Genomic DNA, 21,540 nt, shown 5'->3' on the forward strand with positions numbered 1-21,540 from the left:
GCCGAATCGGTAGCCCGGATCCACGCCCGCACCGAACGCGAATCACGCCGCCACCGCGAATGGCTGGCCCAACGCGCCTGTTCGAGTGCAGCGCAGAACAGCGGACCTGACGCAGGGGCAGACGCTGGATTGGAAACCGCTGCAGCGGCAGCGCCGCAATCCGGGCCGGACGGTGCACTAGGGGCTGGGCTAGACGCCTAGAGAGTTCGAAACGGGCGCGACCAGTACACCAGCGTGGGGAAATAGGACATATCCCCGCACTGGTGCACTGGCCGTGCCCGTTTCAGTCTTTGTGAGGTTTTGCGGTCTTCGTGTTTCTGGCTTTTGGGTCTTTGTCTCGAGAAGGTGATGCGTGCAGTCCGTGCGCTGGGACCGAGGGTCACGGCTCCCAACTGAGCGTCAGCCCCAGCCCGGCAGGGCAGGCGACGCAACCACGCCTCCGGTTTTTACTCTTTTGCCTTTCCACTCGCCCACCTCGAGCATACCGAGTCAGAATGCCCCTATGGCATACGACGAGGAGCTGGCCGAGCGCATACGAGACGTTCTAGGACCACGCCTGGGCGAGGTAACCGAGAAGAAGATGTTCGGCGGCCTGTCGTTCATGGTGGGCGGGAATCTGGCGGTTGCCGTGCGAGGGACGGCCGGGTTGCTCGCACGGGTCGGGGTGGAGCAGATGGGGAACTGGCAGCAGCCGGGATCGGTCGAGCCGGCGGTTATGGGCGGGCGGGAGATGCACGGGTGGCTGAGCGTCTCACCCGAGGCGGTTGCGGATGACAAGAGCCTCGAACAGTGGGTGAATCGGTGTCTCGCCTATGCCGGGACACTGCCGCGAAAGTAGACGGCGAATCGTGTGCTTTGCGGCACATCGTTCGACGGCGTGTGGCTCGGTTCACTGAAATCGACGCTGCTGCAACCGTTTTGTCAGCACGCTTCACGGTGTCTTTACACCAGGGCACCGTGGTGAAACGTCGGTCCCGCACTCTGGTGAATATGAGGCAACCTCAGGTACATGCGCTGGCGTGCGAAGTGTGCGGTCGTCTGCCCCATCCTCGCCGTACTCGATTGGCCCTGGCCAAGCTCGGCGCCGTGCTGCCGGTCGAGCTGGCGCTGCACGCGTTGGTTATTCGGCTCGAACTGCCTTTTCTCGTAACGGTGTCCGTGCTCGCCGTTGTCGCCACGATTCTGGTGATCTGGGTGGTGGAGCCCGGCGCCATGCGGTACCTCGCACGGTGGCTGCACGCGCCGGAGTTGCGGCATCGGCGACGGCTCGACAGCGCCGAGCGGTTGTGGCGGATCCGGGTGCGGCTGGACAACAAGCCGGGGCGGCTGGAGCTGCTGGCCAAGCAGCTCGGGGATCGGCGGGCCAACATCCTGACCGTTCACGTGCATCATCTGGAGAACGGTGTGCTGGATGAGCTGGTCGTTTCCACGCCCGCCGACTTGGCACCGCAACGCCTCGTTCATGCGATTGCCAGGGCGGGTGGGGTGGTTGTCGGCATCTGGCCTGCTTCGGCCCTCACCCTCGTCGATGGGCAGACCCGGGCCCTCGGACTCGCTGCGCGGGTTGCGAGCGATCCTGCCGAACTCCCACTCGCCATCGCGGAACTGCTTGGCGCTCAATATATTCCGCATGCCGATCCGGATCGCACACCCGGCGGCACCATGCTGGAGATAATCCCCGACGACGACTCGGCCGGTATGATGTTCATCCGCTCGGGTGAGCCCTTCACGCCCGCCGAGGTCGCCCGCGCGCATCGCCTCGCCGATCTTGCTCTGCTCGCCACGCACCGCGGCTGACCGCGTGCGCGATCGCCTCTCCCACCGCTATATTCCCTATCCGGGACGTGCCGGTTTCGGTTTCGTGGCAGACTTCGAAACGCGGGGCACGCGATGATCGGGAGTGTGGAGGGGGTTGTTCCATGCCTTTGCGACGTGCCGGTGGGCAGCGCAATCACAAGGGGCAGCGCAACGATGACGGGAATCCGCCCAGCCGCCGCGTGATCCGCAATGCCAAGATCGCGGCACTGCCGATCGGGTTCGCGGGACGGCGGATGGCCGGGGCGGGTCGTCGCGCACTGGGTACGCCGGCGGAGGTCGTCGACCGCGATATCCAACGTCGCACCGCGCAGCATATTTTCGAGGTGCTGGGCGAACTGAAGGGCTGCGCCGCCAAACTCGGGCAGATCCTGTCGGTCTACGAGCTGGCGCTGCCGCCCGAGCTGGCCGAGCCGTATCGCGAGGCTCTCACCCGGCTGCAGGACTCCGCGCCGCCCATGTTGCCCGCGACCGTGCATCAGGCGATGGCCGCTTCGCTGGGCCCGGAGTGGCGCAGCAACTTCCGCGAGTTCGAGGATCGCCGTGCCGCCTCGGCCACCATCGGCCAGGTGCATCGCGCGGTGTGGCACGACGGCCGCGCGGTGGCGGTGAAGGTGATGTATCCCGGGGCGCGTGCGGCGGTGCTCAGCGATCTGGAGCAGTTGCGCCGAATGTGCTCGCTGGTCTCGGTTTTCGTGCCCGGCGCGGATGTGCGGGCGGTGACCGAGGAGTTGTCCGCCTGCATCCGAGCCGAACTCGATTATGCGGCCGAGGCCGATCATCAGCGCGTCTTCGCCGCGGCCTTCGCCGGCGACCCCGATTTCCGCGTGCCGGAGGTGGTCGCCCAGCGCGGCGATGTGATCGTGAGCGAATGGCTGGAGGGCATTCCGCTGCACCGTGTGATCAGCAGTGGCGCGCAGGCCGAACGGGATCGGGTGGGCCTGCTGGCGCTGCGGTTCGTGGTGTCCGCGCCGGAGCGTTGCGGGCTGCTCTATGCCGACCCGCATCCCGGCAATTTCCGGATCCTGCCCGACGGCCGGCTCGGCGTGGTCGATTTCGGCGCGTGTGAGCCGTGGCCGGTGCCGCAGTTCCACCCGCTGGTGCGCGAGGTTGCCGACGCCATGCTGAACGGCGGCCCCGGAGAGCTGGAGGCCGCGGCCCGCAAGCACGGATTCGCCACCGCGCAGCACAGTTTCGATGAGCAGGCGCTGGCCGCGGAGGTGCGGCCGTTCACCGACATCCTGCTGCACGACAACTATCAGATGGACAAGGAGTGGCTGCGCCGTCAGGTGATGCGGTTCCTCAATCCGCGCCTGAACAATGTCAATCGCCATCTCGATCTGCCCGCCTACTGCGCCCCTTTTGCCCGCAGCGTGGTCACCATGCTCGGGTTGCTGTGCCAGCTCGGCACCACCGGCCCGGTGCGCGATGAAATGCTGCGCTGGTCACCGGAATTGGCGGAAGTGGTGGAGCGCCATCGCGAGCGGGCCGGGCAGCCGACCGATCTCACGGTGGTGCGTTTGCGGCGAGCGGCGGCGCAGGAGCGCAATACCGCAGCCGGCTGAGGGTTGATCACTGTCCCAGACAGATCTACCCTGGTGTGACACCGGCACAGCGCGCGCCGAGTTTGTCGAAAGGTCTCAATGCCGTGGCCACAGCATCGAACGGCTATGCCGTCACGAGGAATTCAGCACCGGACCATGAAGTAGTGGTCATCGGCGCCGGGCCGGGCGGGATTGCCGCGGGCGTGAAGCTGAAGCGGGCCGGCGTCACCGACTTCGTGATCCTCGAACGCTCCAGCGAAGTCGGCGGCAGCTGGCACGAAAACCACTACCCGGGACTGGAAGTCGACATCCCTTCCATCGCCTACCAGTACTCCTTTGCCCGCAATGCCGATTGGAGCCGGCTCTTCGCACCGGGTGCGGAGGTGAAGCGCTATCACGTCGAGGTGGCGGAACGCTTCGGGCTGTACCCGCATCTGCGGTTCCACACCTCCGTGGTCAGCGAGGAGTGGGACGAGACTGATCACCATTGGAATCTGCATCTTGCGGGCGGCGGGGTCGTGACCGCGCGCTTCGTGATCAGCGCGGTCGGTGCCTTCATCAGCCCCAAGCAGGATCCCGGCATATCCGGTCTGGACGACTACCAGGGCAAGCTCCAGCGGCCCTCCGACTGGGACGAGGACTACGACTTCACCGGTAGGCGGGTCGCGATCATCGGGACCGGCGCGAGTTCGGTGCAGATCACGCCTTCCATCGCGGGCCGGGTAGGCAGCCTCACGGTCTTCCAGCGCACCCCGGTCTGGTGTGTGCCCAAACCCAATCCGCGCATTCCCCGCGCGGTGCGGCTCGCGCTCCGAACCCCGGGAGTCCAAGCCGGCGTGCACGGCGCAGCCTTGGTGGCAGTCGACGCAACCCTGCGTCTGATGTCGAATGCGCCGATGTCCGTCGTACGCCCGACCATGCGGGCTGTCGACTCGACCGCAATTCGCAGCTACCGCGGACTTTTGCGACTCATGGTCCGCGATCCGGTGACCCGGGCCGCGCTCACCCCGAACTACGGTCCGATCGCCAAGCGCCCCACCGCGAACACCGGATATCTGCTCGCGTTCAATCGCGACAATGTCGAGCTGGTGACCGCGCCCATCGAGCGCTTCACCGAGAACGGCATCCGGACCACGGACCACGTGCATCGCGAATTCGACATGGTGGTGCTGGCAACCGGCTACCACGTGTTCTCCGATCCCGAGACCTACACACCGGGAATGGTGGTCGGCCGCAACGGCATCGATCTCGGCAAGTTCTACACCGAGCACGGCCTGCAGGCCTATCAGAGTGTCTCGCTGCCGAGTTTGCCCAATCGGTGGACCCTCGTCGGCCCGTACTCGTGGTCGGGCAGCGGCTGGCACGCGTTCGTGGAAATGACCGCCGACCATGCGGTGCGGGCGATTTCGGAGGCGCGCAGACGAGGCGCCACCTTCGTCGCCATCCGCCACAAGATTCACGACGCCTACCACGAGCGCATCTACCGGCACGGCGAAGCCATGCGCTATTACCTCGCGGAATTGAACGCCCACGTGCCCACTTACTATCGCAATTCGCAGGGCGACAGCACCTATATCCGGCCTACCGGATTCTTCGCGGCCCGGCGCGCGCACCGGCGATTCCCGTTCTCGGACTACGAGTTCGATGTACTACGCCCGGTCGGGAGATAACTCATCATGGTCGAACTACCCAGGTCCGTGCGCATCGCGCTCGGCGCGGCGAGCTATGGCATCAGCGACCGGCGGCTCGCACCCGCGGTGACCGGCAAGGTCATTCTGGTGACGGGAGCCTCCTCGGGCGTCGGCCGGGCCACGGCCCGCCGGCTGGCAGCGAACGGGGCGACGGTCATCGCGGTCGCCCGGCGCGCGTCATTGCTGGAAGAATTGCGCGACGAGGCCGCAGACGATCCGGGCGCCATTCACCCCTATCCAGCGGATCTTTCCGATACCGACGCATGCGCCGAAGTGGTCCAGCAAATACTTGCCGACCACGGCCGCGTGGACGTCTTCGTGAACAACGCAGGCAAATCGATTCGCCGCTGGCTCTCCGATTCCCTGGACCGCTGGGACAACTTCGACGACACGGCCCGGATCAACTATCTGGGACCGGTGCGCTTGGTCCTCGCGCTACTGCCGTCCATGCGGGCCAAGCGACAGGGTCATATCGTCAATATCAGCACTGCGGGAGTGCACGGTCCGGCCGTCGGCTGGACCGCCTATATCGCCACCAAGTCCGCCTTCAATTCCTGGATGCGCGGCGCCGCACCGGAATTGCGCGCCGACGGCATCACCTCGACCGCTGTCCACCTGCAATTGGTGCGGTCGGACATGCTCGGCCCGTACCGCATCTACCGCTATACGCCGAGCATGTCGCCGGAGGAGGCCGCGAGCATGGTCTGCCGGGCCATCGTCGATCGGCCACTGGCCATCCGGCCCTGGTGGGAGCGGGCAAGCGCGCCACTGTCCTACGCGCTGGACAGTTCCCGCCCGGCGCAACGCCTGCTGACGCGCTACGCCAAGGCCGGCAACTGGAACAACCGTCCTGTCGACTGGGCCGGTCCGATCGGCCGCGTCGAACGCACCGTCAACCTCCTCGACGACACCGTCACTCTGGCGGGCAAGATTCCCGCCAGCGGCGCCCTGAACCTGGTGCCGCCCAGCCGGATTCCGTGGCTGGCGCTCGCCCTCCGCGATGGCGTGGGCCTGGCGACCGTACTGTCGGCCTTCGCGGCCCGGTTCCCCGATCGGCCCGCGATCATCGACGACAAGGGCCAGATCTCAGCGGCCGAACTGCATTATCAGGTGCGCAGGCTGGCCGCGGCACTGCGAGCACGCTGGAATATCCGGCGCGGCAGCCGAGTCGCCATCCTGTGCCGCAATCATCGCGGGTTCGCCGTGGCCCTGTACGCCGCCGCACGCCTATCGGCGGACTTGGTGCCGCTCAATTACGGCTTCGCCGGACCTCAACTGGGCGAGGTGCTGCGCCGCGAGGGCGTGGACCTGCTGCTCTACGATGCCGAATTCGACGCCGAGATCGAGAAGTCCGGCTACACAGGCACTCGCGTCATAGTGCGCGGCGTGGCCGGCCGCCTGCCGACCGTGCGCGGATTGGTGGCGGCAGGCGGGCCACCGGTACGCGAGCCCGCTCGCGGTGGCGCGCTGGTACTGCTGACCGGCGGCACCACTGGTGTCCCAAAGGGCGCACCCCGCCAGCTCGGAGCGCGGTCCCTGCTCCCGCTGCTGGCAGGCCTGCATCCTCGCATGCTGCTCTCGGTGACGGATCTGGCCGCATTCGAACCGGTTCCCCAGCTCGGCAGCCCGATGGTCATCGCACCCCCGCTGCATCACACCTTCGGCTTCCTGGCATTGCAGGCGGCATTCCTCATGGGCTCCCCCGCCATCGTGCACGAACGATTCGACGCCGAAACGGTTCTCGCGGATATCGAACGCCACAGTGTGCACATCGCCTGCCTGGTGCCGACCATGCTCAAGCGCATCATGGACCTACCGCCCGAAGATCGGCACGGCTACAACACCGAGAGCCTGCAAGCCGTGATCTGCGGCGCCGCTCCCCTACCACCATGGCTCGCAACGGCATTCATGGACGATTTCGGCGACGTGCTGTTCAACGGCTACGCCTCCACCGAAACCGGCGCCGGCACCCTCGCCACCCCCGCCGACCTGCGCGCCGCACCCGGCACGGTCGGCAGACCACCTGCCGGACTCGTGGACATCCGCATTGTCGACGACCTGGGACATGACCTCCCGACCGGAGTCACCGGCCGCATCCTCAACAAGAACCCCACCCAGTTCCAGGGTTACAGCGACGGCCGCACCAAGACCATGATCGGAAAGCACATGGACTCCGGCGATCTCGGCCATTTCGATGCCACGGGCCGGTTGTTCATCGACGGCCGTTCCGACGACATGATCGTCTCGGGCGGCGAGAACGTCTTCCCGCAGGAGGTCGAGGAGGCCTTGCTCGCCCATCCGGCCGTCGCGGACGCGGGCGCGGTGGGCGTGCCCGACACCGAGTTCGGCCAGCGCCTGGCCGCGGTAGTCGTGCTCCAGGACGGCGCCCCCGCCACCCGCGACGACCTGCGCGCGCACATCAGATCCACCCTCGCCAATTACAAGGTGCCGCGCGACATCGTGTTCGTCGCCGAACTACCGCGCACCACCGCGGGCAAGCTGCGCCGGCAGCAACTGCCCGACATCATCGCCACCACAGCGGACAGTGAGGTTCAATCATGAGCTCTGCCAACGGCCATCCGGTCTCCCCGGCCTACGAGGTCGCGATCATCGGCGCCGGATTGGGCGGTATCGGCGCGGGCGTCGCGCTGCGCCGGGTCGGCATCGAGAACTTCGTCATCATCGACAAATGGTCGAAGGTCGGCGGCACCTGGCTCGCCAACACTTACCCCGGTGTGGCCGTGGATATTCCGTCACCGGTGTACAACTTCTCGTTCCAGCCGCGCTCGCACTGGTCCCGGTTCTTCGCGCCGGGCGAGGAAATTCAGCGGTATGCCGAGGAGGTCGTGGACAAGCAGGGTCTGCGCACCAAGCTGCGGCTCGGATCCGGTGCGGTCCAAGGTGTTTTCGATGAAGCCAATGATCTATGGCGCGTCACCCTGGAGAACGGCGATATCGTCACCGCACGTCATGTGATCGGCGCGGTAGGCGGCCTGGAACAGCCGAATACTCCTGAGATCCCCGGCATCGAGGAATACACCGGCAAGATCATGCACAGTTCCCGCTGGGATCACGACTACGACTACCGCGGCAAACGAGTCGCGGTCATCGGCACCGGCGCGACCGCATTGCAGGCCATTCCACAACTGGCCGAGAAGGTTTCGCAACTCAGCGTGTATCAGCGCCGGGCCATCTGGATCGCACCCAAACCCGACTTCCCCATGGGCCCGGTGCTCAATGGCGTGCTGAACTTCCCGCCACTGCAGTACACCGTGCGCCTGGTCGGCAATATCGGCGTGAATGTCGGTCTCGGCGCGGGCCTGGCGGCGGGCAGTTCCCCGCGTCTCACCTCGGCGGGGCTGGGTATCGCCGAAGCGGGACTCAAGGCGTACCTGTTCACTCAGATCCGCGATCCCGAGCTGCGCCGCAAGCTCACACCGGACTACCGCTTCGGCTGCAAGCGACCCTCCATCTCCAACAACTACTTCCGCACCTTCACCCGCCCGAATGTCGACCTGATCACCGACAGCATCGAGCGCTTGACACCTACCGGCATCGTGAGCGCCGACGGCCGGGAACGCGAATTCGACATGGTCGTGTGCGCCACCGGTTTCAAGGTGATGGAGAAGGGCTACACCCCGCCTTATCCGATCTACGGTCTCGGCGGCCTGGAACTCGGGGAATTCTGGGATGCCAATAGATTCCAGGCGTACCAGGGTGTTTCGGTGCCCAAGTTCCCGAATGCCTTCCTGATCGTCGGCCCCTACGCCTACGCGCCGGGCTCCTATATCCCGCTGATCGAGTCCACCTCGGCGCACGCCGCCCGGGTGATCAAGGAGGCGCAACGCCGCGGTGCGAGCAGGGTCGAGGTGAAGCAGGAACCGCACGATCGCTACTTCGCGCGCATGGACGAGCGGGCCAAGAAGACCCACCTGTTCACGCAGGGCTGCGTCACCTCGAACACCTACTACATCAACTACCAGGGCGACGGGGCCGCGTTCCGGCCGTCGACCCAGCTCGAAATGTACTGGGAGAACCGGCATTTCCCGCTGGAGGACTACCGGTTCTCGCATGCGAATTCGGTCCGGGTCGCGGAGCTCCTGGCAGCTTCAGCGCCCGCTACGTCCGGTATCTGAAGAGGATCCGGCCGCGGGTGAGGTCGTACGGACTGAGCTCCACCAGGACGCGATCCTCCAGCGTGACCTTGATGTAGTTCTTCCGTACCTTCCCGCTGATATGCGCGAGCACCTGATGCCCGTTCGGTAGTTCGACCTTGAACATGGCGTCGCGCAGGCATTCGACCACATTGCCTTCGACTTCGATCGCGCCCTTTTTCATCGGCACACCAACTCGAGGTTGGCAGCCACACGCCGGCCGCCGATGCTGTCGAACAGTGCGAGTGCTGCCGTGTTCGATTCGTCGACCTCGCACGATGCGGTATCGATACCCGCACTGTGCAGGCCGCCCAGGACCTGGGCGAGCAGTGCCCGGGCGAGGCCGCGCCGGCGCCGGTCGGATCGGACCGCGAGCAGTCCGATCCGTGGGAGCCGATGCACCTGCACCACGCGAACCAGCGCCACGTACTCACCGGATTCGGCTGCCACCGCGTATTTCGACGGATCTGCCGGGGCAGTGAGCATTTCGGCGGGCATGGACTGCCATCCGACCGTCGCGTCGATCTCGGCGCGGATGGTGCAATCCAGTTCCTGCAATGGACGCATCTGTGCCGCACCGAGATTCACTATCGTGACGTCCTCCGGCGGGGATACCTCCCCGAGTCCCGTGACCTCGGGATCGGTGGGCACCAGGTACTCCCACTCACGGCGCCTGACCAGCAGCCCGGCCCGCTCCCAGCTGGCCAGCAATTCGCGGTCGACCTCGTCGACCACCGTGTACAACGGCCTGGGCAGATCCGGCAGCATGGCGGCGGCAATGCGGTCGAAGACCGCGTCGTGCCACGCGTCGATGCTGAGGAAGAGTCGCCCATCGGGCCTGCGCGAGGCTTCACCTCGGCCGATTACGCGGTCGTCTTCCAGAGCGTGCCATTGCAGCTCGGCGACCCGCGTGATGATTACTGCGGAAGAAGGTTTCATGACGTTGCCCCTTCGAGAGCGCTGCTGCGCTCCCGATGACAACCTGTGTCAATCGCCCGATCGTGCAAGGGGGGAGCGCCCAATGAATGTCTTGTTGATGGGACTCACCTCCTCAGGTCGTCGAACGGACTCGCCGAGGTTAGCAGCCCGAAGACGGTGCGCCAACCCCCTTTTCTCACGCCGTCAGCACACCTGCCGATCCCGCGGGCCCGCGAACCCCGGCACCCACTTCGACACCAGATCCAGGAACGGCCCGTCGGCATCCAGCTGCGCGCAGATGCCGATGATCCCGCCGAAGACCCGGGTGAACATGGCGTACTCGGGTTGATCCGCCGGCGCCTTCATGGCACGCGCATTGGTGAGCGAGATGTTCTCCGGATCCAGCGCACGGGCCACCTCTTCCTGCAGGAAAGCCCGCGTGAAGTGGAAGTTCACACCGTCTATCCGCGCCACCACCGGTTCGATGCGGCGCCGGATCGGGTCCATGTCGATCGGAGCACCGGGCTTGACGAAGCCCTCCTCGCGCAGCACGGCCTCCATTGCCACGAAGTCCTCGGCAAGCGCGGTGCGTGCCAATCTGCCTACGGCACGCGGGATTCCGTGCGGCGTCTCGGTGCAGGCGCCGAAATCGATGACACCGAGCCGATTGTCGGGCCGAAGCTGGAAGTTGCCGGGATGCGGATCGCTGTGCAGGCACCCGACCCGCGACGGCGAGCAGAGCGCGAACTCGGCGAGCAGCAGTGCGGCCCGATCCCGTTCGGCGCGAGAGCCATCGGCGATGATGCGGGACAGCGGCGTGCCGTCCATCCACTCGGTGACCATCACCTTCGGCGCGGCCGCGACCACTCGTGGGACGAAGAACTGCGCATCCCCCGCGAAGGCCTTGGCGAAGCGCCGCTGGTAGGCCGCCTCGATGCGATAGTCGAGCTCGTCCTCGGTGCGCGCCAGGAATTCCTCGATGAGCTGACGCGCATTGCTACCGGCCAGCAGCGTATTGAACGCACCCGAAACCATTTGCAGCATCTTGAGATCCGCGCGCAGCGATTCCTCGGCCTCGGGATACTGCACCTTGACCGCCACCTCGCGGCCGTCGTGCCAGACCGCGCGATGCACCTGTCCGATACTCGCCGCGGCCACGGGCCGATCGTCGAACCGGGTGAAGCGCTTTCGCCAGCCGGTGCCCAGTTGCATGTCCAGCATGCGATGAGTGTCGGCCACCGGCATGGGCGGCGCCTCCTGCTGCAGCCGGGTCAGCGCATCGCGGAAGTGATCGGCGAAGCGTGGTGGCACGCCGGCCTCGGCGACGCTGAGCGCCTGGCCGAGTTTCATGGCGCCGCCCTTGAGTTCACCCAGGACCGCGAAGACCTGTTCGGCGGCTTTGTCGAGCATCTCGTCGGTGACGGTGCCGCGTTCGGCGCCTGCCAAGAGGATCTTGCCGGTGGCGGCCACGCGCTGGGCCATGAGGGTGGCGGGAATACTCGCCACCTTCGCCATGCGGGCGATGCCTTTTCTCCTGAGTCCGGCCACGTTGCCGTTCCTTCCGCCGCGCGAGATGCTGTCACAGCCAGCACTCACGTCCCAGACAGTTTACGAGAGTTTTCCGGGCAGGTCGATCACATGCAGGTCACCGCGGTTGCGGGGTTACCGGACCGGTAGTGCGATCGTGGCTGCCATGGCCCGGTGATCGGGGCCCGGGAACCGGCGTACAGACGCGCCGATCGGGTCCAGGCCACGGGTCAGAATGTGGTCCAGGCGAACCAGCGGGAACGCCGCCGGCCAAGTGAAGCCCGGACCACCGGGCTGGACTTCCGTATATCCCGGAGCGAAGCCCGGCCAGTGCCGGTCCGTCCGGGGTGTGTTGAAATCGCCGGCCACCACCACGCGACCGGCCCGCTCGGCTGTCAAGGTGCGGGACAGCACCTCGAGGCCGTGATCGCGAGTAGCCGTGTCGTCCCGCCGGATCGACGGCAGGTGGACGACGTACATCACGACATCGCCCTGCGGCGTGGCGATATGGGTGCGCAGCCCGCGATGCCAGTCGAGGCCGACATCGGCGGCGGTGGTGCCGGAGGTCGGGTATCGACTCCACAGCGCCACGGTGCCGATCTCTTCGTGGTACGGGTAGGCCACGTTCAGGACCTGCTGCACCGGTGCGCGGTCTGTCGCGCCGAGTTCCTGCACCGCGACCAGATCGGCGTCCGTGGCCACCAGGGCGCGTGCCGTGGCGGTGGGAGAACTGTTCTGCGCGAACAGATTCTGCGTGACCACCCGCAGCTCGGCGCCCGGCGGGCTCGCGACGGCACGCGCCTCCGGCGCCCACCAGGATCCGAACATGTAGGCCCACACCAGAACTGGCGCAAGGGTGGCCGCCGCGCCGCCCGGGCAGCGGCACAACAATGCCGTCAATGCGAGGGCCGGAGCCGCGAGCACCAGCCACGGGGTCGCGGCATCTGCGGCAACGCCGAGACCGTAGATATCCGGCACCCACTCATGGCCGATCAGCAGGACCGTGAGCAGTACCGACCCGGCCACGAATACGAACGCGCGCGCCCTCATTGCGCGGGACACAATCGCCGCGGGGCCGCATCGCCCTTCAGCTGGGCATCGACACAACCACCCGGCAGGCCGTTGTAATCGTGGGTCCCGAAGTTGGCCGTCACGGTGAGGTCGCCGTCGCCGAAGACACTGCGCTGGACGAGGTGATCGCCGGTGAGCCGGCGGAAGTCGGTCATGGGTAGCGTCCCGCTCCGCTCGTGTAGCGGCGCGAAGAACTGTTGCAGGCGGGCGATTTCGGGTCCGTGCGCGTCGATGGTCGCGCGGTCCAGCACGAAGTTCAGCGGCGTCTGATTGAGGATCGCGGTGAGTGCCCGCATCGTCTGCTGTTGCGGCAGTTTGTAATACGACAGCTCCCAGCGGTCGGCATTGACCAGTGAATCGTGCAGCACCGTCTCGTACAGCGCCACTCGGTACGCGGCATCGAACATGGATTCGGTCAGGTCCGCGGGCAGCTCCACGGGCTTGAAGAAGGCGGCCGGCGCGTTCGCCGGGTAATACGCACCCCACACCTGCTTGTCCCGCTGGAACTTCCACAGCCGATCCGAAATCGGGTTCTGCGCACCGTGGTCGAAGGCGAGCAGCGGCGCGGCCCAGCTGCCGGCGGCCTCCGAACCCAGCACCGTCTTGCGGTCGTCAGCGAGCCAGCGCATGCGGGTCAGCCGGTTGTCGCGGTCCTGCTGCTCGGTCATCGGATGGCGGGGGCTGTGATCGGTGAAGAAGTCGCCCGCCGCATCGACATCCAGGAAGTAGGTGTCCGCGCCATTGGCGGTCACCTGGGCGTAGCGATCGCGGTAGAGCTGCGGGTCCTGCTGCAGGACCTGGGAACTCAGGTAGCAGCCGCGCCCGCCGAAGCCGGTCTCGGGAGTCCCGTCGGCGTGGTGGACGCAGCCGTCCGGCCACAGCGTGCCGGGCCAGCGCGAGCCGGGATTGTCGGCCGTGGCCGGGTCCTGGGCGTTGTCGTACGAATCGTAAGGGCCCGCAAGGTATCCCGCGTCCTGGGCAGCCTTCACTGCCGCGGCGGACATGGGCCGGTCGTCGGAGTCGTAGCCCAGCCACATGCGGCTCACCCCGAGATCGTGCAGCTTGCGCACCGCGTCGGGATCGCGGCCGTCGCCCCACAGGTAGGCGTGGAACGCGCCGAGCAGACGGCCGATCTCCGGGTTGGCGGCGATCTTGTCGCGCAGCGACCGGAATTGCCCCTCGTCAATGAGCTGGGCGCGATAGTCGCGGGCGGCGGCGACCGGCGAATCGTCGGTCAGCGCGAAGCTCACCGTGTAGTTGCCGGTCCCGTCCCGCGGCGCGAAATCGTGTGCGGCACTGGCCAGCAGGCGGCCGCCCGCCGAGTTCACGGTGAGGCTGCTGCCGATATCCGTCGGCACCGAGTAGGCCACCCCGTGTCCGCCCACCGTGTAACCCCAGAACGGCATGGTCAATCCCGAAGTGAGAGACAGCGGTTCACCGACGAGACCGGTATCCGGGCCGTTCCAGAACGCGTCCCGCACCGGCATCGAGAGTCCCTCGCCGCGCGGGATCTGCAGGGCCGCGGCCGCGGGGTCGCCGCCGGTGACCGGCCACACCAGTTTTCCGTCGCGATCGCTCTGCACGGTGACCCGTAGCCGCCCCTCCGCGGTGGTCGCGGTGACGGTCAGGCCGTGCGCCGGATAGGACCATCGCGCCCGGCCGCCGTCGATGTGCACCGGCCCGGCGGCGCCGAGGGCATCCACCGCGGGCGCCGACAGCTCGTACCGCTGCCCGTCCGCGTCCGCGGTGACCGCGAGCGAGGTGGTGTCGATCTGTGCCGTCCCGCTCCCGATGGGGATAACCACCCGATCGCCGGCCATCCGGACCGCGGTCGTTCCGGTGTCGTGTCCGCAGGCCGCGAGGCCCGCTGTCGTCACCGAAAGTACAGCCAGCACGGCGGCGGCCCGGTGTTGTCTGCGCTGTCTCATGGCTGCCACCGTGGCCGCCCGACATGAAAGCTCGATGAGAAATCCTAGGTGCCGTCGTCCGTATCATCCGTGTGGTGCGTGTATTGGTGGTCGAGGACGAAGCCGCGGTCCGGGATGCCCTGGTCCGGGCCCTGAGCTCGGAGGGCTACGAAACCCGGGGCGTCGGCGACGGCGCGACCGCGCTCACCGAGGTTGCCAAGTGGCAGCCGGAGGCGCTGGTACTGGATGTGGCCATGCCGTTCATGGACGGCCTCACCGCCTGCCGCACACTGCGCGGCCGCGGTGATCGCACGCCGATTCTCATGCTCACTGCCCGCGACGCGGTGGCCGATCGCATCGAGGGCCTGGATGCGGGCGCCGACGACTACCTGGTGAAGCCCTTCGATCTGGACGAATTGCTGGCACGGGTGCGGGCACTGCTGCGCCGCACCTACCCGGAGGACGGTGCGGTGCTGTCCGCCGCGGATCTGGTGATGGACACCGCCGCGCACACCGTGCGGCGCGGCTATCGCGATATCGACCTCAGCCGAACCGAATTCGCGTTGCTGGAAGTGCTGTTGCGCAATGCCGGCCAGGCTTTGCCGCGCGAGACGCTCATCGACCGGGTCTGGGGACATCAGTCCTCCAACTCGCTGGAGGTCTACATCCGCTACCTGCGGCGCAAGGTCGAGATCGAGGACGAGCCCGCACTCATTCACACCGTGCGAGGCGTCGGCTACCGGCTGGGGCCCGCGTGAAGCGGCTCGGGCTGCGTGGGCGGATCGCCGTATTCTTCGTGCTCGCAATGGCATTGGCGCTGGCGGGCATGGGGACCGCGGCCTATGTCGTGGTCGGGCACGAGCTGAACAGCGCACTGGATCTCGGTCTGCGCCGCCAGGCTACGCGCATCGTCCGGCAGTTCCCCGCTGAACCGTCCGTCGCGACGCTCTCCGGCTCCTGCCGATACCTGGCCGCGCCGAGCTGTGTACAGGTCGTGAATGCCGGCGGCGCCATCGAATCCGAGGATCAGCCGGACTCCACCCTGCCGGTGAATGCCGAAACACGCGCTGTCGCAGCCGGTTCGGCGGCGCCGTTCCTCAGCGATGTCACCGTCGACGGTTTCCGCCTGCGTATGTACACCGAGCAGCTGCAGCCGGGGAAAGCGGTCCAGGTCGCGCAGCGCTCCGACACGGTGGACACCGGTCTGCGGCGGGTGGGCCTGGCCCTGCTGACGGCCGCGCTCGCGGGGACCGCGCTCGCCACGGTCATCGGCGTCGTACTCGCCCGCCGCGCACTGACTCCCGTGGCCGCGCTGACCGAGGCCGCCGAAAGGGTCGCGCGCACCAGGGATCCCGATCAGCAGATCACGGTGACGGGTTCGGATGAGCTGGCCCGGCTGGCCGTCAGTATCAACACCATGCTGGGCGAGCTGGACTCGGCGCTGACCGGTGAACGCGAAGCCCGTGCCGCCCAGCAGCGGCTCATAGCCGATGCCTCACACGAGTTGCGCACCCCGCTCACCGTGCTGCGCACCGAAATCGACCTGCTGCGCCGGGCGGACGGGATGGCGCCGGAACAGCTCGCCGAGACAGCGGCCGCGCTGCGGGTGCAGTCGGAGGAATTGTCCGGCCTGGTCGGCGATCTCATCGACCTCGCGCGAGCCGACGATCCCGGCGCGATCCGGGAGCCGCTCGAGGATCTACGCCTCGACAGCCTGGTGAATTCCTGCGTCGAAACAGCCCGAAGGCACTGGCCCGCAATCGACTTCGAGACCGACCTGGAGTCGGCGACCGTCCCGGGCGTACATCGTGCCCTGTCCCGGGCCGTCACCAATCTGCTCGACAATGCCGCCAAGTTCAGTCCGGCCGGTGCAACAGTGACCGTGACCGTGTGCGATGACCGATTGACCGTGCGCGACAACGGCCCGGGCATCGCGCCCGAGGATCTCCCCCACGTGTTCGACCGCTTCTACCGTGCGGCGTCGGCCCGGGCCACCGCCGGTCACGGGCTCGGTCTGGCGATCGTCGCGCATGTCGCCGCGTCACACGCGGCAGAGGTCACCGTGGACTCCACGCCCGGCCGGGGCACCGAATTCCGCCTCAGCTTCCCGGCCGCAACCGCTACACCAGCTGCGGCAGCCGAGCACCGGCCCTGATCCCGCGCAGGCGATACTCCTGCGGCGGGCAGTCGTTCCACCGCCGGAAAGCCCTGATGAAAGAGGCAGCCTCCGCGTAACCGAGGCGCGCGGCCACCTGTTCGGTGGTCATATCCGTGTGGTCGAGCAGTTCCTCGGCCAGCATCTGCCGCACTTCGTCGAGCAGTGCACGGAAGGACGTCCCCTCCTCATTGAGCCGCCGCGACAGGGTGCGTGAGCTCATGAACAGATCCGCCGCCACCGCCGTCTGATCCGGGATCTCACCGGGATTGCGCACCAGCAGGTTCCGCACCGTGCCCGCGACGCCCGTGCGCACGCGCCGCCGGGACAGCAGATCGCGGCAGAGCTGTTCACACGTCTTGCGCGCCCATTCGCTGGCCTGAGGTAGCGGAATATCGAGGCATTCCCGATCGAAGACCACTTCATTGGCGGGTCCGCCGAAGTCGGGCTCCATCGCGAACACGTTCACGAATCGCGTCGTATCCACCGGTGCGGAATGCTGGAAAACTATGCGGCGCACCGGAATCACCGAATGGAACAGCTCCCGGGAGAGCACCCGCATCCCGCTCATGACCCGTTCGGTGACGAATGGCCGCACATCCTCGGGCACATCGCGGTCGTCGAACACCACGCGCGCGTCCCGACCCGATTCCTCCAGGCTCAGCCGCCCGAAGACGAATTCCAGATCGACATAACGCAGCGCCACCTCGAAGGCGTCGCGCGGAGTCCGGCTGCTCAGCAGCGCGAGTCCCCAGGGTCCGTAGAGCGAGAGGTGATGCCGTCGGCCCGCCTCGACGCCGAGTCCGGGTTCGGCGCCGAACCGGGTGAGCAGGGCGCGGATCACCATGACTTCCTGCCGCGCGGTGACGGCGGCGTCGGGATCGGCGATCACCTCGGGCAGCAGGCCGGTGCCGGCCAGGCAGTCCGCGGTCGGCATGCCTCGTTCCTCCGCGAGCCGCGTCAGAATGTGCACGCTGGAGGTGTTTCTCAATCGGTCCCAGTCGAACATGTGCCTACTGCCTGCTGTCCTCATCGACATCCCACCGATCACCCCCGACCGGTCGGTGTGTCCCACCCTACACAAATGGGTGTTTCGGATCGTAACGGATACCGACCCGAATCCAGCTGCGAATCCTCCGCAGACCCAGGCCACTCGAGGGCCCGCTGGCTACTTGCGAGTTTCCTGAGTGCGGACACCTTGCTCCGCAGCAGATCACCGTGGCAGCGCCGCAACGACAGGGCTCGACGGGCATCTCCGCCGGCAAATCAGAAACGAGAATGCCGTTGTCAGCATCGATTTCACTTGCGAACTTGCGAGGGCACCGGCGACGGCGCGCCGCGATTCGTCACGTAACACGGGTCCGGCGAGGACGATGGAACGGCATCGGGGACAGCCGACTTTCAGCTATCGAGGAAATCCCACTATGAGCGCACCTGCCATTTTGATCGTTGTTGTGCTGGCAGCGGCCGCATTCGGTATCGGTGTCTGGCTGGGGGTGCGCTCGGCCGCCGGCGAGAAGCCCCCCACGCGCAAGGGAGTGCGCTGCATTCCCACCCGAACGCACTAACGTCGTGCTGCATGAGCAGCAGCAGCGATACGACTCGCACCGTAGTGGTGACCGGCGCTTCGTCGGGGATCGGGAAGGCCACCGCCGCCGCCTTCGCGGCGCAGGGCCACAAGGTCATCGGGACCAGCCGCAACCCGGACTCCATCGCGCCGGCCGATCGGGTGAACGGCGTCGAATACCGGGCACTGGATCTCACCGACGGTGAGTCGATCGCCCGATTCGCGGCCGAACTCGGCGCCGTCGACGTGCTCGTCAACAATGCGGGCGAGAGTCAGGCGGGGCCACTGGCCGAACTGCCGGCCGCCGCCATCGAAAGGCTGTTCCAGCTCAATGTATTCGGCGCGGTGACCCTCACCCAGGCGGTGCTGCCCGGTATGCGGGAGCGCGGGTACGGGCGGATCGTCATGGTCGGTTCCATGCTGGGCAGTTTCCCCATGCCGTACCGGTCCTCGTATGTGGCGACCAAGGCCGCCGTGCGCGGCTTCGCGACCGCTGCCCGGTTCGAGGAATCCCCGTTCGGGGTGTGGATCACCACGGTCGAGCCGGGGCAGATCGATACCGGGCTCGCCGAGCGGCGCACCAAGTACCTGAACGAAGGTTCGCCGCACACGGCGGAATTCACGAAGTTCATGTCGGTGCTCGATGCGAAGATGTCGAAAGGCATTACCCCGCAACGGGTTGCGCAAATCATTGTGGCCGCGGCCGAGGCGGAGCGGCCGAAACCGCTCTATGCCGTGGGCAGCAACGCACCGGTCATGTTCGCGGTGCGGCGCATCCTGCCGCGCACCGTCATGGAACGGCTCATTGCCGCGGCCCACGGCTTGAAGCGCTGAGACGCCCCCGCCGGGACAGAACTCAGTCCGCCAATTTCAGGTCGCGCCCGATGATTTCGCGCATGATCTCGGAGGTGCCGCCGTACACGCGGGTGATGCGCGCATCGGCGGCCGCCCGCGCGATGGGGTATTCGCGCATGTACCCGTAGCCGCCGAACAGCTGCTGGCACCGGTCGATACAGCGGAACTCCATTTCGGAGGCCCACAGTTTGGCCTTGGCCGCATCCGCCGGTGTCAGCCGCCCGGCATTGAGTTCAAGCACGCATTTGTCGACGAACGCCTCGGCCACCGAGATCTCGGTGGCGACGTCCGCGAGTGAGAACTTGGTGTTCTGGAAGCCACCGATGGCCTGCCCGAACGCCTTTCGCTCCCGCACGTACTCGATGGTGGTGTGCAGCGCGACGCGCGCCCGCGCCAGGCAGGCGACCGAGATCTGCATGCGCTCCTGGGGCAGGTTCCCCATCAGGTATTCGAAACCGCGGCCGACCTCGCCCAGCACGTTCTCCTTGGGAACGCGCACATCGGTGAAGCTCATCTCGGCCGTGTCCTGCGAGTGCAGACCGAGCTTCTCGAGATTGCGGCCGCGTTCGAAGCCTTCCATGCCGCGTTCCAGCACCAGCAGCGTGACGCCCCGATGCCGCTCGGCGGAGGTGCGTACCGCGGTGATCACCAGATCGGCATTGATGCCATTGGTGATGAAGGTCTTGGCCCCGTTCACCAGGAAGTGATCACCCATATCGACTGCGGCCGTGCGGATTCCGGCCACATCCGATCCGGCGCCGGGTTCGGTCATGCCGATCGCGCCGATCAGCGTCCCGGCGACGAAGCCGGGCAGCCAGCGCGCCCGCTGCTCCTCGGTCGTCAGATTCACCAGGTACGGCGTGCAGATGTCATTGTGCAGCGCGAAGTTCAGGCCCACCCCGGCGCAATCACCGGCCATGAACTCCTCGATGAGGATCTGATTGAACCGGAAGTCGTGCACGCCGAGCCCGCCGTACGCCTGCGGCACCGCGAACCCGATCAGCCCCAGCTCCCCCGCCCGCGCGAACACCGAGCGCGGCACGATCCCGGCCTCCTCGAACTCCAGGTAGTGCGGCGCCACTTCCTTGCGCACGAATCCTCGTGCCAGCTCCGCGAATGCCAGGTGATCGTCGCCGTAATGCCCACGTTCCATGGACCCCATGGTCCGGGACCGACCGGGTCCCGGACCAGAGAATCCCGGCCACACTCAGCTGTTCACGGGCGGGTTCTTCAGCAGTTGCTCGGCCAGTGCCTTGCCGAGGGTGTACTGATTGTCGAGCGCCACCTGGAAACCACCGCTGGTCTTGTCGAGGTGATCGACCACCGACTGACCCGGGTACGGCTGGTCGAAATTGCTCATGGTGCGCAACGATAGGTACCGGTTCAGGTAGCCGTGCGCCTTCAGCGCGGTGGCGGTGGCATTGTCTTCCATCTGCGTCGTGCAGTAGGTGCCCGCGCCCTTGGTGCGCAGATTCATGATGTACCCGGCGGTGTCGGAGAGCGGCTTGCCGGAGTAGAAGTCGTCACCGGTCATGGTGTCGCACTTCATGACCTGCGGCGTGCGGCCCGCCTGGCCCGGGTACAGGGCGCGCTCGGCAATGGCCTCGGGGCTGTCGGCCAGCTTCACGTCCTGCGCCCAGCCGAATGCCTTGTCCACCAGGGCTGTATCGAGCTGGTAGGCATCGGTGTTGTAATCCTCGACCGGCCGATAACCGAAAGGCACGCCGGGCGCCTCGGCGGGTTCGAGGTGATTTCCGAGATCGAAGTCCACCACCCACCGCGCCAGCGCGGCGCCGCCGAGGGTGCCCTGCTCGGGCGGCGTCCCCGCAATACCGGCGGTCAAGAAGTAGGCATGCGAGAAGTCGAACTTGTCGCTGTTGAGAATGGCCATCATGGTGGTGGCGGCATTGGCCTTGCCCTGGCCGGTTTCGGCCACGCACAGTTTGTCCGCATTGCAGCGTACGGGCTTGAACGCGCCGGGTACGTCGACGGTGGTGGGCAGCTGTTCGTTCTTCAGCCACACCTGGTTCTCCGGATCGAACATGGTGATGACCAGGACGCCGACGTCGATCTTGCCGGAATCGCTCGTGGATCCCGAGGAGCAGCCGGCGAGGGCCAGTGCGGCCACTCCCAGCGCAATCGCTACTTTCTGGCAACGGTTGGTCATCCGATGAGGATAGGCGACACTTCGGATGGCACAAAGGTTCCCCGGTCCCGAGCGATCTGCCCGGAACCGGGGAACCCGGTGTCGCCGGCCGCGGCCATGTGGTGGCGAACAACTTCCACCTGGTGGCGAACCACCGCCGCGTGCCGGCGAACAACTGCCGCGTGATCCC

At 66.8% G+C, this 21,540-nt stretch carries 17 protein-coding genes; 9 read left to right on the forward strand and 8 right to left on the reverse strand.

Features of this window, described 5'->3' with window-relative positions; translation table 11 throughout:
* The first annotated feature begins 502 nt into the window (after positions 1–502).
* The 6 genes from ACH438_RS45580 (at position 503) to ACH438_RS45605 (ending at position 9,186) form a co-directional block, all read left to right on the forward strand.
* Positions 503–838, forward strand: a complete 336-nt coding sequence (locus ACH438_RS45580; RefSeq protein WP_397017460.1) for a TfoX/Sxy family protein — start codon at positions 503–505, stop codon at positions 836–838.
* Positions 839–1,062: 224 nt separating this feature from the next.
* Entirely contained in the window at positions 1,063–1,797 is a 735-nt protein-coding gene (locus tag ACH438_RS45585; protein WP_397017462.1) for an amino acid-binding protein, read from the forward strand.
* Between the two features lie 122 nt (positions 1,798–1,919).
* Complete coding sequence (locus tag ACH438_RS45590) at positions 1,920–3,380, forward strand: ABC1 kinase family protein (RefSeq protein WP_397017464.1); 1,461 nt, start codon at positions 1,920–1,922, stop codon at positions 3,378–3,380.
* A gap of 83 nt (positions 3,381–3,463) precedes the next feature.
* Positions 3,464–5,029: a flavin-containing monooxygenase gene (locus tag ACH438_RS45595; RefSeq protein WP_397017466.1), complete on the forward strand. Its 1,566-nt coding sequence runs from the start codon at positions 3,464–3,466 to the stop codon at positions 5,027–5,029.
* A gap of 6 nt (positions 5,030–5,035) precedes the next feature.
* Positions 5,036–7,612: an SDR family NAD(P)-dependent oxidoreductase gene (locus ACH438_RS45600; protein ID WP_397017468.1), complete on the forward strand. Its 2,577-nt coding sequence runs from the start codon at positions 5,036–5,038 to the stop codon at positions 7,610–7,612.
* The gene (locus ACH438_RS45605; RefSeq protein WP_397017470.1) at positions 7,609–9,186 is read left to right on the forward strand and encodes a flavin-containing monooxygenase; all 1,578 of its coding nucleotides are present in this window, start codon (positions 7,609–7,611) and stop codon (positions 9,184–9,186) included. The genes ACH438_RS45600 and ACH438_RS45605 overlap by 4 nt, the downstream gene beginning before the upstream one ends.
* Here the strand turns inward: ACH438_RS45605 and infA are convergent.
* The 5 genes from infA to ACH438_RS45630 all read right to left on the reverse strand — a co-directional run bounded on the left by infA (position 9,170) and on the right by ACH438_RS45630 (position 14,648).
* A complete protein-coding gene (gene infA, locus ACH438_RS45610; RefSeq protein ID WP_397017472.1) occupies positions 9,170–9,388 on the reverse strand; it encodes a translation initiation factor IF-1 in 219 nt (72 codons plus the stop codon). The genes ACH438_RS45605 and infA overlap by 17 nt on opposite strands.
* Positions 9,385–10,143 (reverse strand): GNAT family N-acetyltransferase, encoded by a 759-nt coding sequence (locus tag ACH438_RS45615; protein ID WP_397017474.1) that lies wholly within the window; start codon positions 10,141–10,143, stop codon positions 9,385–9,387. The genes infA and ACH438_RS45615 overlap by 4 nt, the downstream gene beginning before the upstream one ends.
* A 183-nt stretch (positions 10,144–10,326) precedes the next feature.
* Positions 10,327–11,670 carry an ABC1 kinase family protein gene (locus tag ACH438_RS45620; RefSeq protein ID WP_397017476.1) on the reverse strand — a complete coding sequence of 448 codons (1,344 nt, stop codon included), beginning with the start codon at positions 11,668–11,670 and terminating at the stop codon, positions 10,327–10,329.
* A gap of 114 nt (positions 11,671–11,784) precedes the next feature.
* Complete coding sequence (locus tag ACH438_RS45625; protein ID WP_397017478.1) at positions 11,785–12,699, reverse strand: endonuclease/exonuclease/phosphatase family protein; 915 nt, start codon at positions 12,697–12,699, stop codon at positions 11,785–11,787.
* Positions 12,696–14,648 carry a glycoside hydrolase gene (locus tag ACH438_RS45630; protein ID WP_397017480.1) on the reverse strand — a complete coding sequence of 651 codons (1,953 nt, stop codon included), beginning with the start codon at positions 14,646–14,648 and terminating at the stop codon, positions 12,696–12,698. Before ACH438_RS45630 ends, ACH438_RS45625 begins: the two co-directional genes overlap by 4 nt.
* Before the next feature lie 74 nt (positions 14,649–14,722).
* Between ACH438_RS45630 and ACH438_RS45635 the strand changes: the two genes are divergently transcribed.
* Together ACH438_RS45635 and ACH438_RS45640 are read left to right on the forward strand one after the other, a co-directional pair.
* On the forward strand, positions 14,723–15,385 hold the full coding sequence (locus ACH438_RS45635) for a response regulator transcription factor (protein WP_397017482.1): 663 nt from the start codon (positions 14,723–14,725) through the stop codon (positions 15,383–15,385).
* Positions 15,382–16,782, forward strand: coding sequence for a sensor histidine kinase (locus ACH438_RS45640; RefSeq protein ID WP_397017484.1), 1,401 nt, complete (start codon positions 15,382–15,384; stop codon positions 16,780–16,782). Before ACH438_RS45635 ends, ACH438_RS45640 begins: the two co-directional genes overlap by 4 nt.
* Here the strand turns inward: ACH438_RS45640 and ACH438_RS45645 are convergent.
* On the reverse strand, positions 16,748–17,791 hold the full coding sequence (locus ACH438_RS45645) for an AraC family transcriptional regulator (protein WP_397017486.1): 1,044 nt from the start codon (positions 17,789–17,791) through the stop codon (positions 16,748–16,750). The genes ACH438_RS45640 and ACH438_RS45645 overlap by 35 nt on opposite strands.
* Positions 17,792–18,361: 570 nt before the next feature.
* Between ACH438_RS45645 and ACH438_RS45650 the strand changes: the two genes are divergently transcribed.
* Positions 18,362–19,183 carry an SDR family oxidoreductase gene (locus ACH438_RS45650; RefSeq protein ID WP_397017488.1) on the forward strand — a complete coding sequence of 274 codons (822 nt, stop codon included), beginning with the start codon at positions 18,362–18,364 and terminating at the stop codon, positions 19,181–19,183.
* Positions 19,184–19,205: 22 nt separating this feature from the next.
* Here the strand turns inward: ACH438_RS45650 and ACH438_RS45655 are convergent, their stop codons facing one another.
* Positions 19,206–20,357: an acyl-CoA dehydrogenase family protein gene (locus ACH438_RS45655; RefSeq protein ID WP_397017490.1), complete on the reverse strand. Its 1,152-nt coding sequence runs from the start codon at positions 20,355–20,357 to the stop codon at positions 19,206–19,208.
* A gap of 54 nt (positions 20,358–20,411) precedes the next feature.
* Complete coding sequence (locus ACH438_RS45660; RefSeq protein WP_397017492.1) at positions 20,412–21,371, reverse strand: purine-nucleoside phosphorylase; 960 nt, start codon at positions 21,369–21,371, stop codon at positions 20,412–20,414.
* Between the last annotated feature and the right edge of the window lie 169 nt (positions 21,372–21,540).

Origin of the sequence: Nocardia sp. NPDC020380, from assembly GCF_044386975.1 — a bacterium.
Taxonomy (GTDB): domain Bacteria; phylum Actinomycetota; class Actinomycetes; order Mycobacteriales; family Mycobacteriaceae; genus Nocardia.

What these genes read in the sequence shown, in the direction of transcription:
- ACH438_RS45615 (WP_397017474.1), bottom strand. Translation starts at nt 10,143, where the DNA reads ATGAAACCTTCTTCCGCAGTAATCATCACGCGGGTCGCCGAGCTGCAA.
- ACH438_RS45625 (WP_397017478.1), bottom strand. Translation starts at nt 12,699, where the DNA reads ATGAGGGCGCGCGCGTTCGTATTCGTGGCCGGGTCGGTACTGCTCACG.
- ACH438_RS45600 (WP_397017468.1), top strand. Translation starts at nt 5,036, where the DNA reads ATGGTCGAACTACCCAGGTCCGTGCGCATCGCGCTCGGCGCGGCGAGC.
- ACH438_RS45630 (WP_397017480.1), bottom strand. Translation starts at nt 14,648, where the DNA reads ATGAGACAGCGCAGACAACACCGGGCCGCCGCCGTGCTGGCTGTACTT.
- infA (WP_397017472.1), bottom strand. Translation starts at nt 9,388, where the DNA reads ATGAAAAAGGGCGCGATCGAAGTCGAAGGCAATGTGGTCGAATGCCTG.
- ACH438_RS45605 (WP_397017470.1), top strand. Translation starts at nt 7,609, where the DNA reads ATGAGCTCTGCCAACGGCCATCCGGTCTCCCCGGCCTACGAGGTCGCG.
- ACH438_RS45590 (WP_397017464.1), top strand. Translation starts at nt 1,920, where the DNA reads ATGCCTTTGCGACGTGCCGGTGGGCAGCGCAATCACAAGGGGCAGCGC.
- ACH438_RS45650 (WP_397017488.1), top strand. Translation starts at nt 18,362, where the DNA reads ATGAGCAGCAGCAGCGATACGACTCGCACCGTAGTGGTGACCGGCGCT.
- ACH438_RS45660 (WP_397017492.1), bottom strand. Translation starts at nt 21,371, where the DNA reads ATGACCAACCGTTGCCAGAAAGTAGCGATTGCGCTGGGAGTGGCCGCA.
- ACH438_RS45655 (WP_397017490.1), bottom strand. Translation starts at nt 20,357, where the DNA reads ATGGAACGTGGGCATTACGGCGACGATCACCTGGCATTCGCGGAGCTG.
- ACH438_RS45580 (WP_397017460.1), top strand. Translation starts at nt 503, where the DNA reads ATGGCATACGACGAGGAGCTGGCCGAGCGCATACGAGACGTTCTAGGA.
- ACH438_RS45645 (WP_397017486.1), bottom strand. Translation starts at nt 17,791, where the DNA reads ATGTTCGACTGGGACCGATTGAGAAACACCTCCAGCGTGCACATTCTG.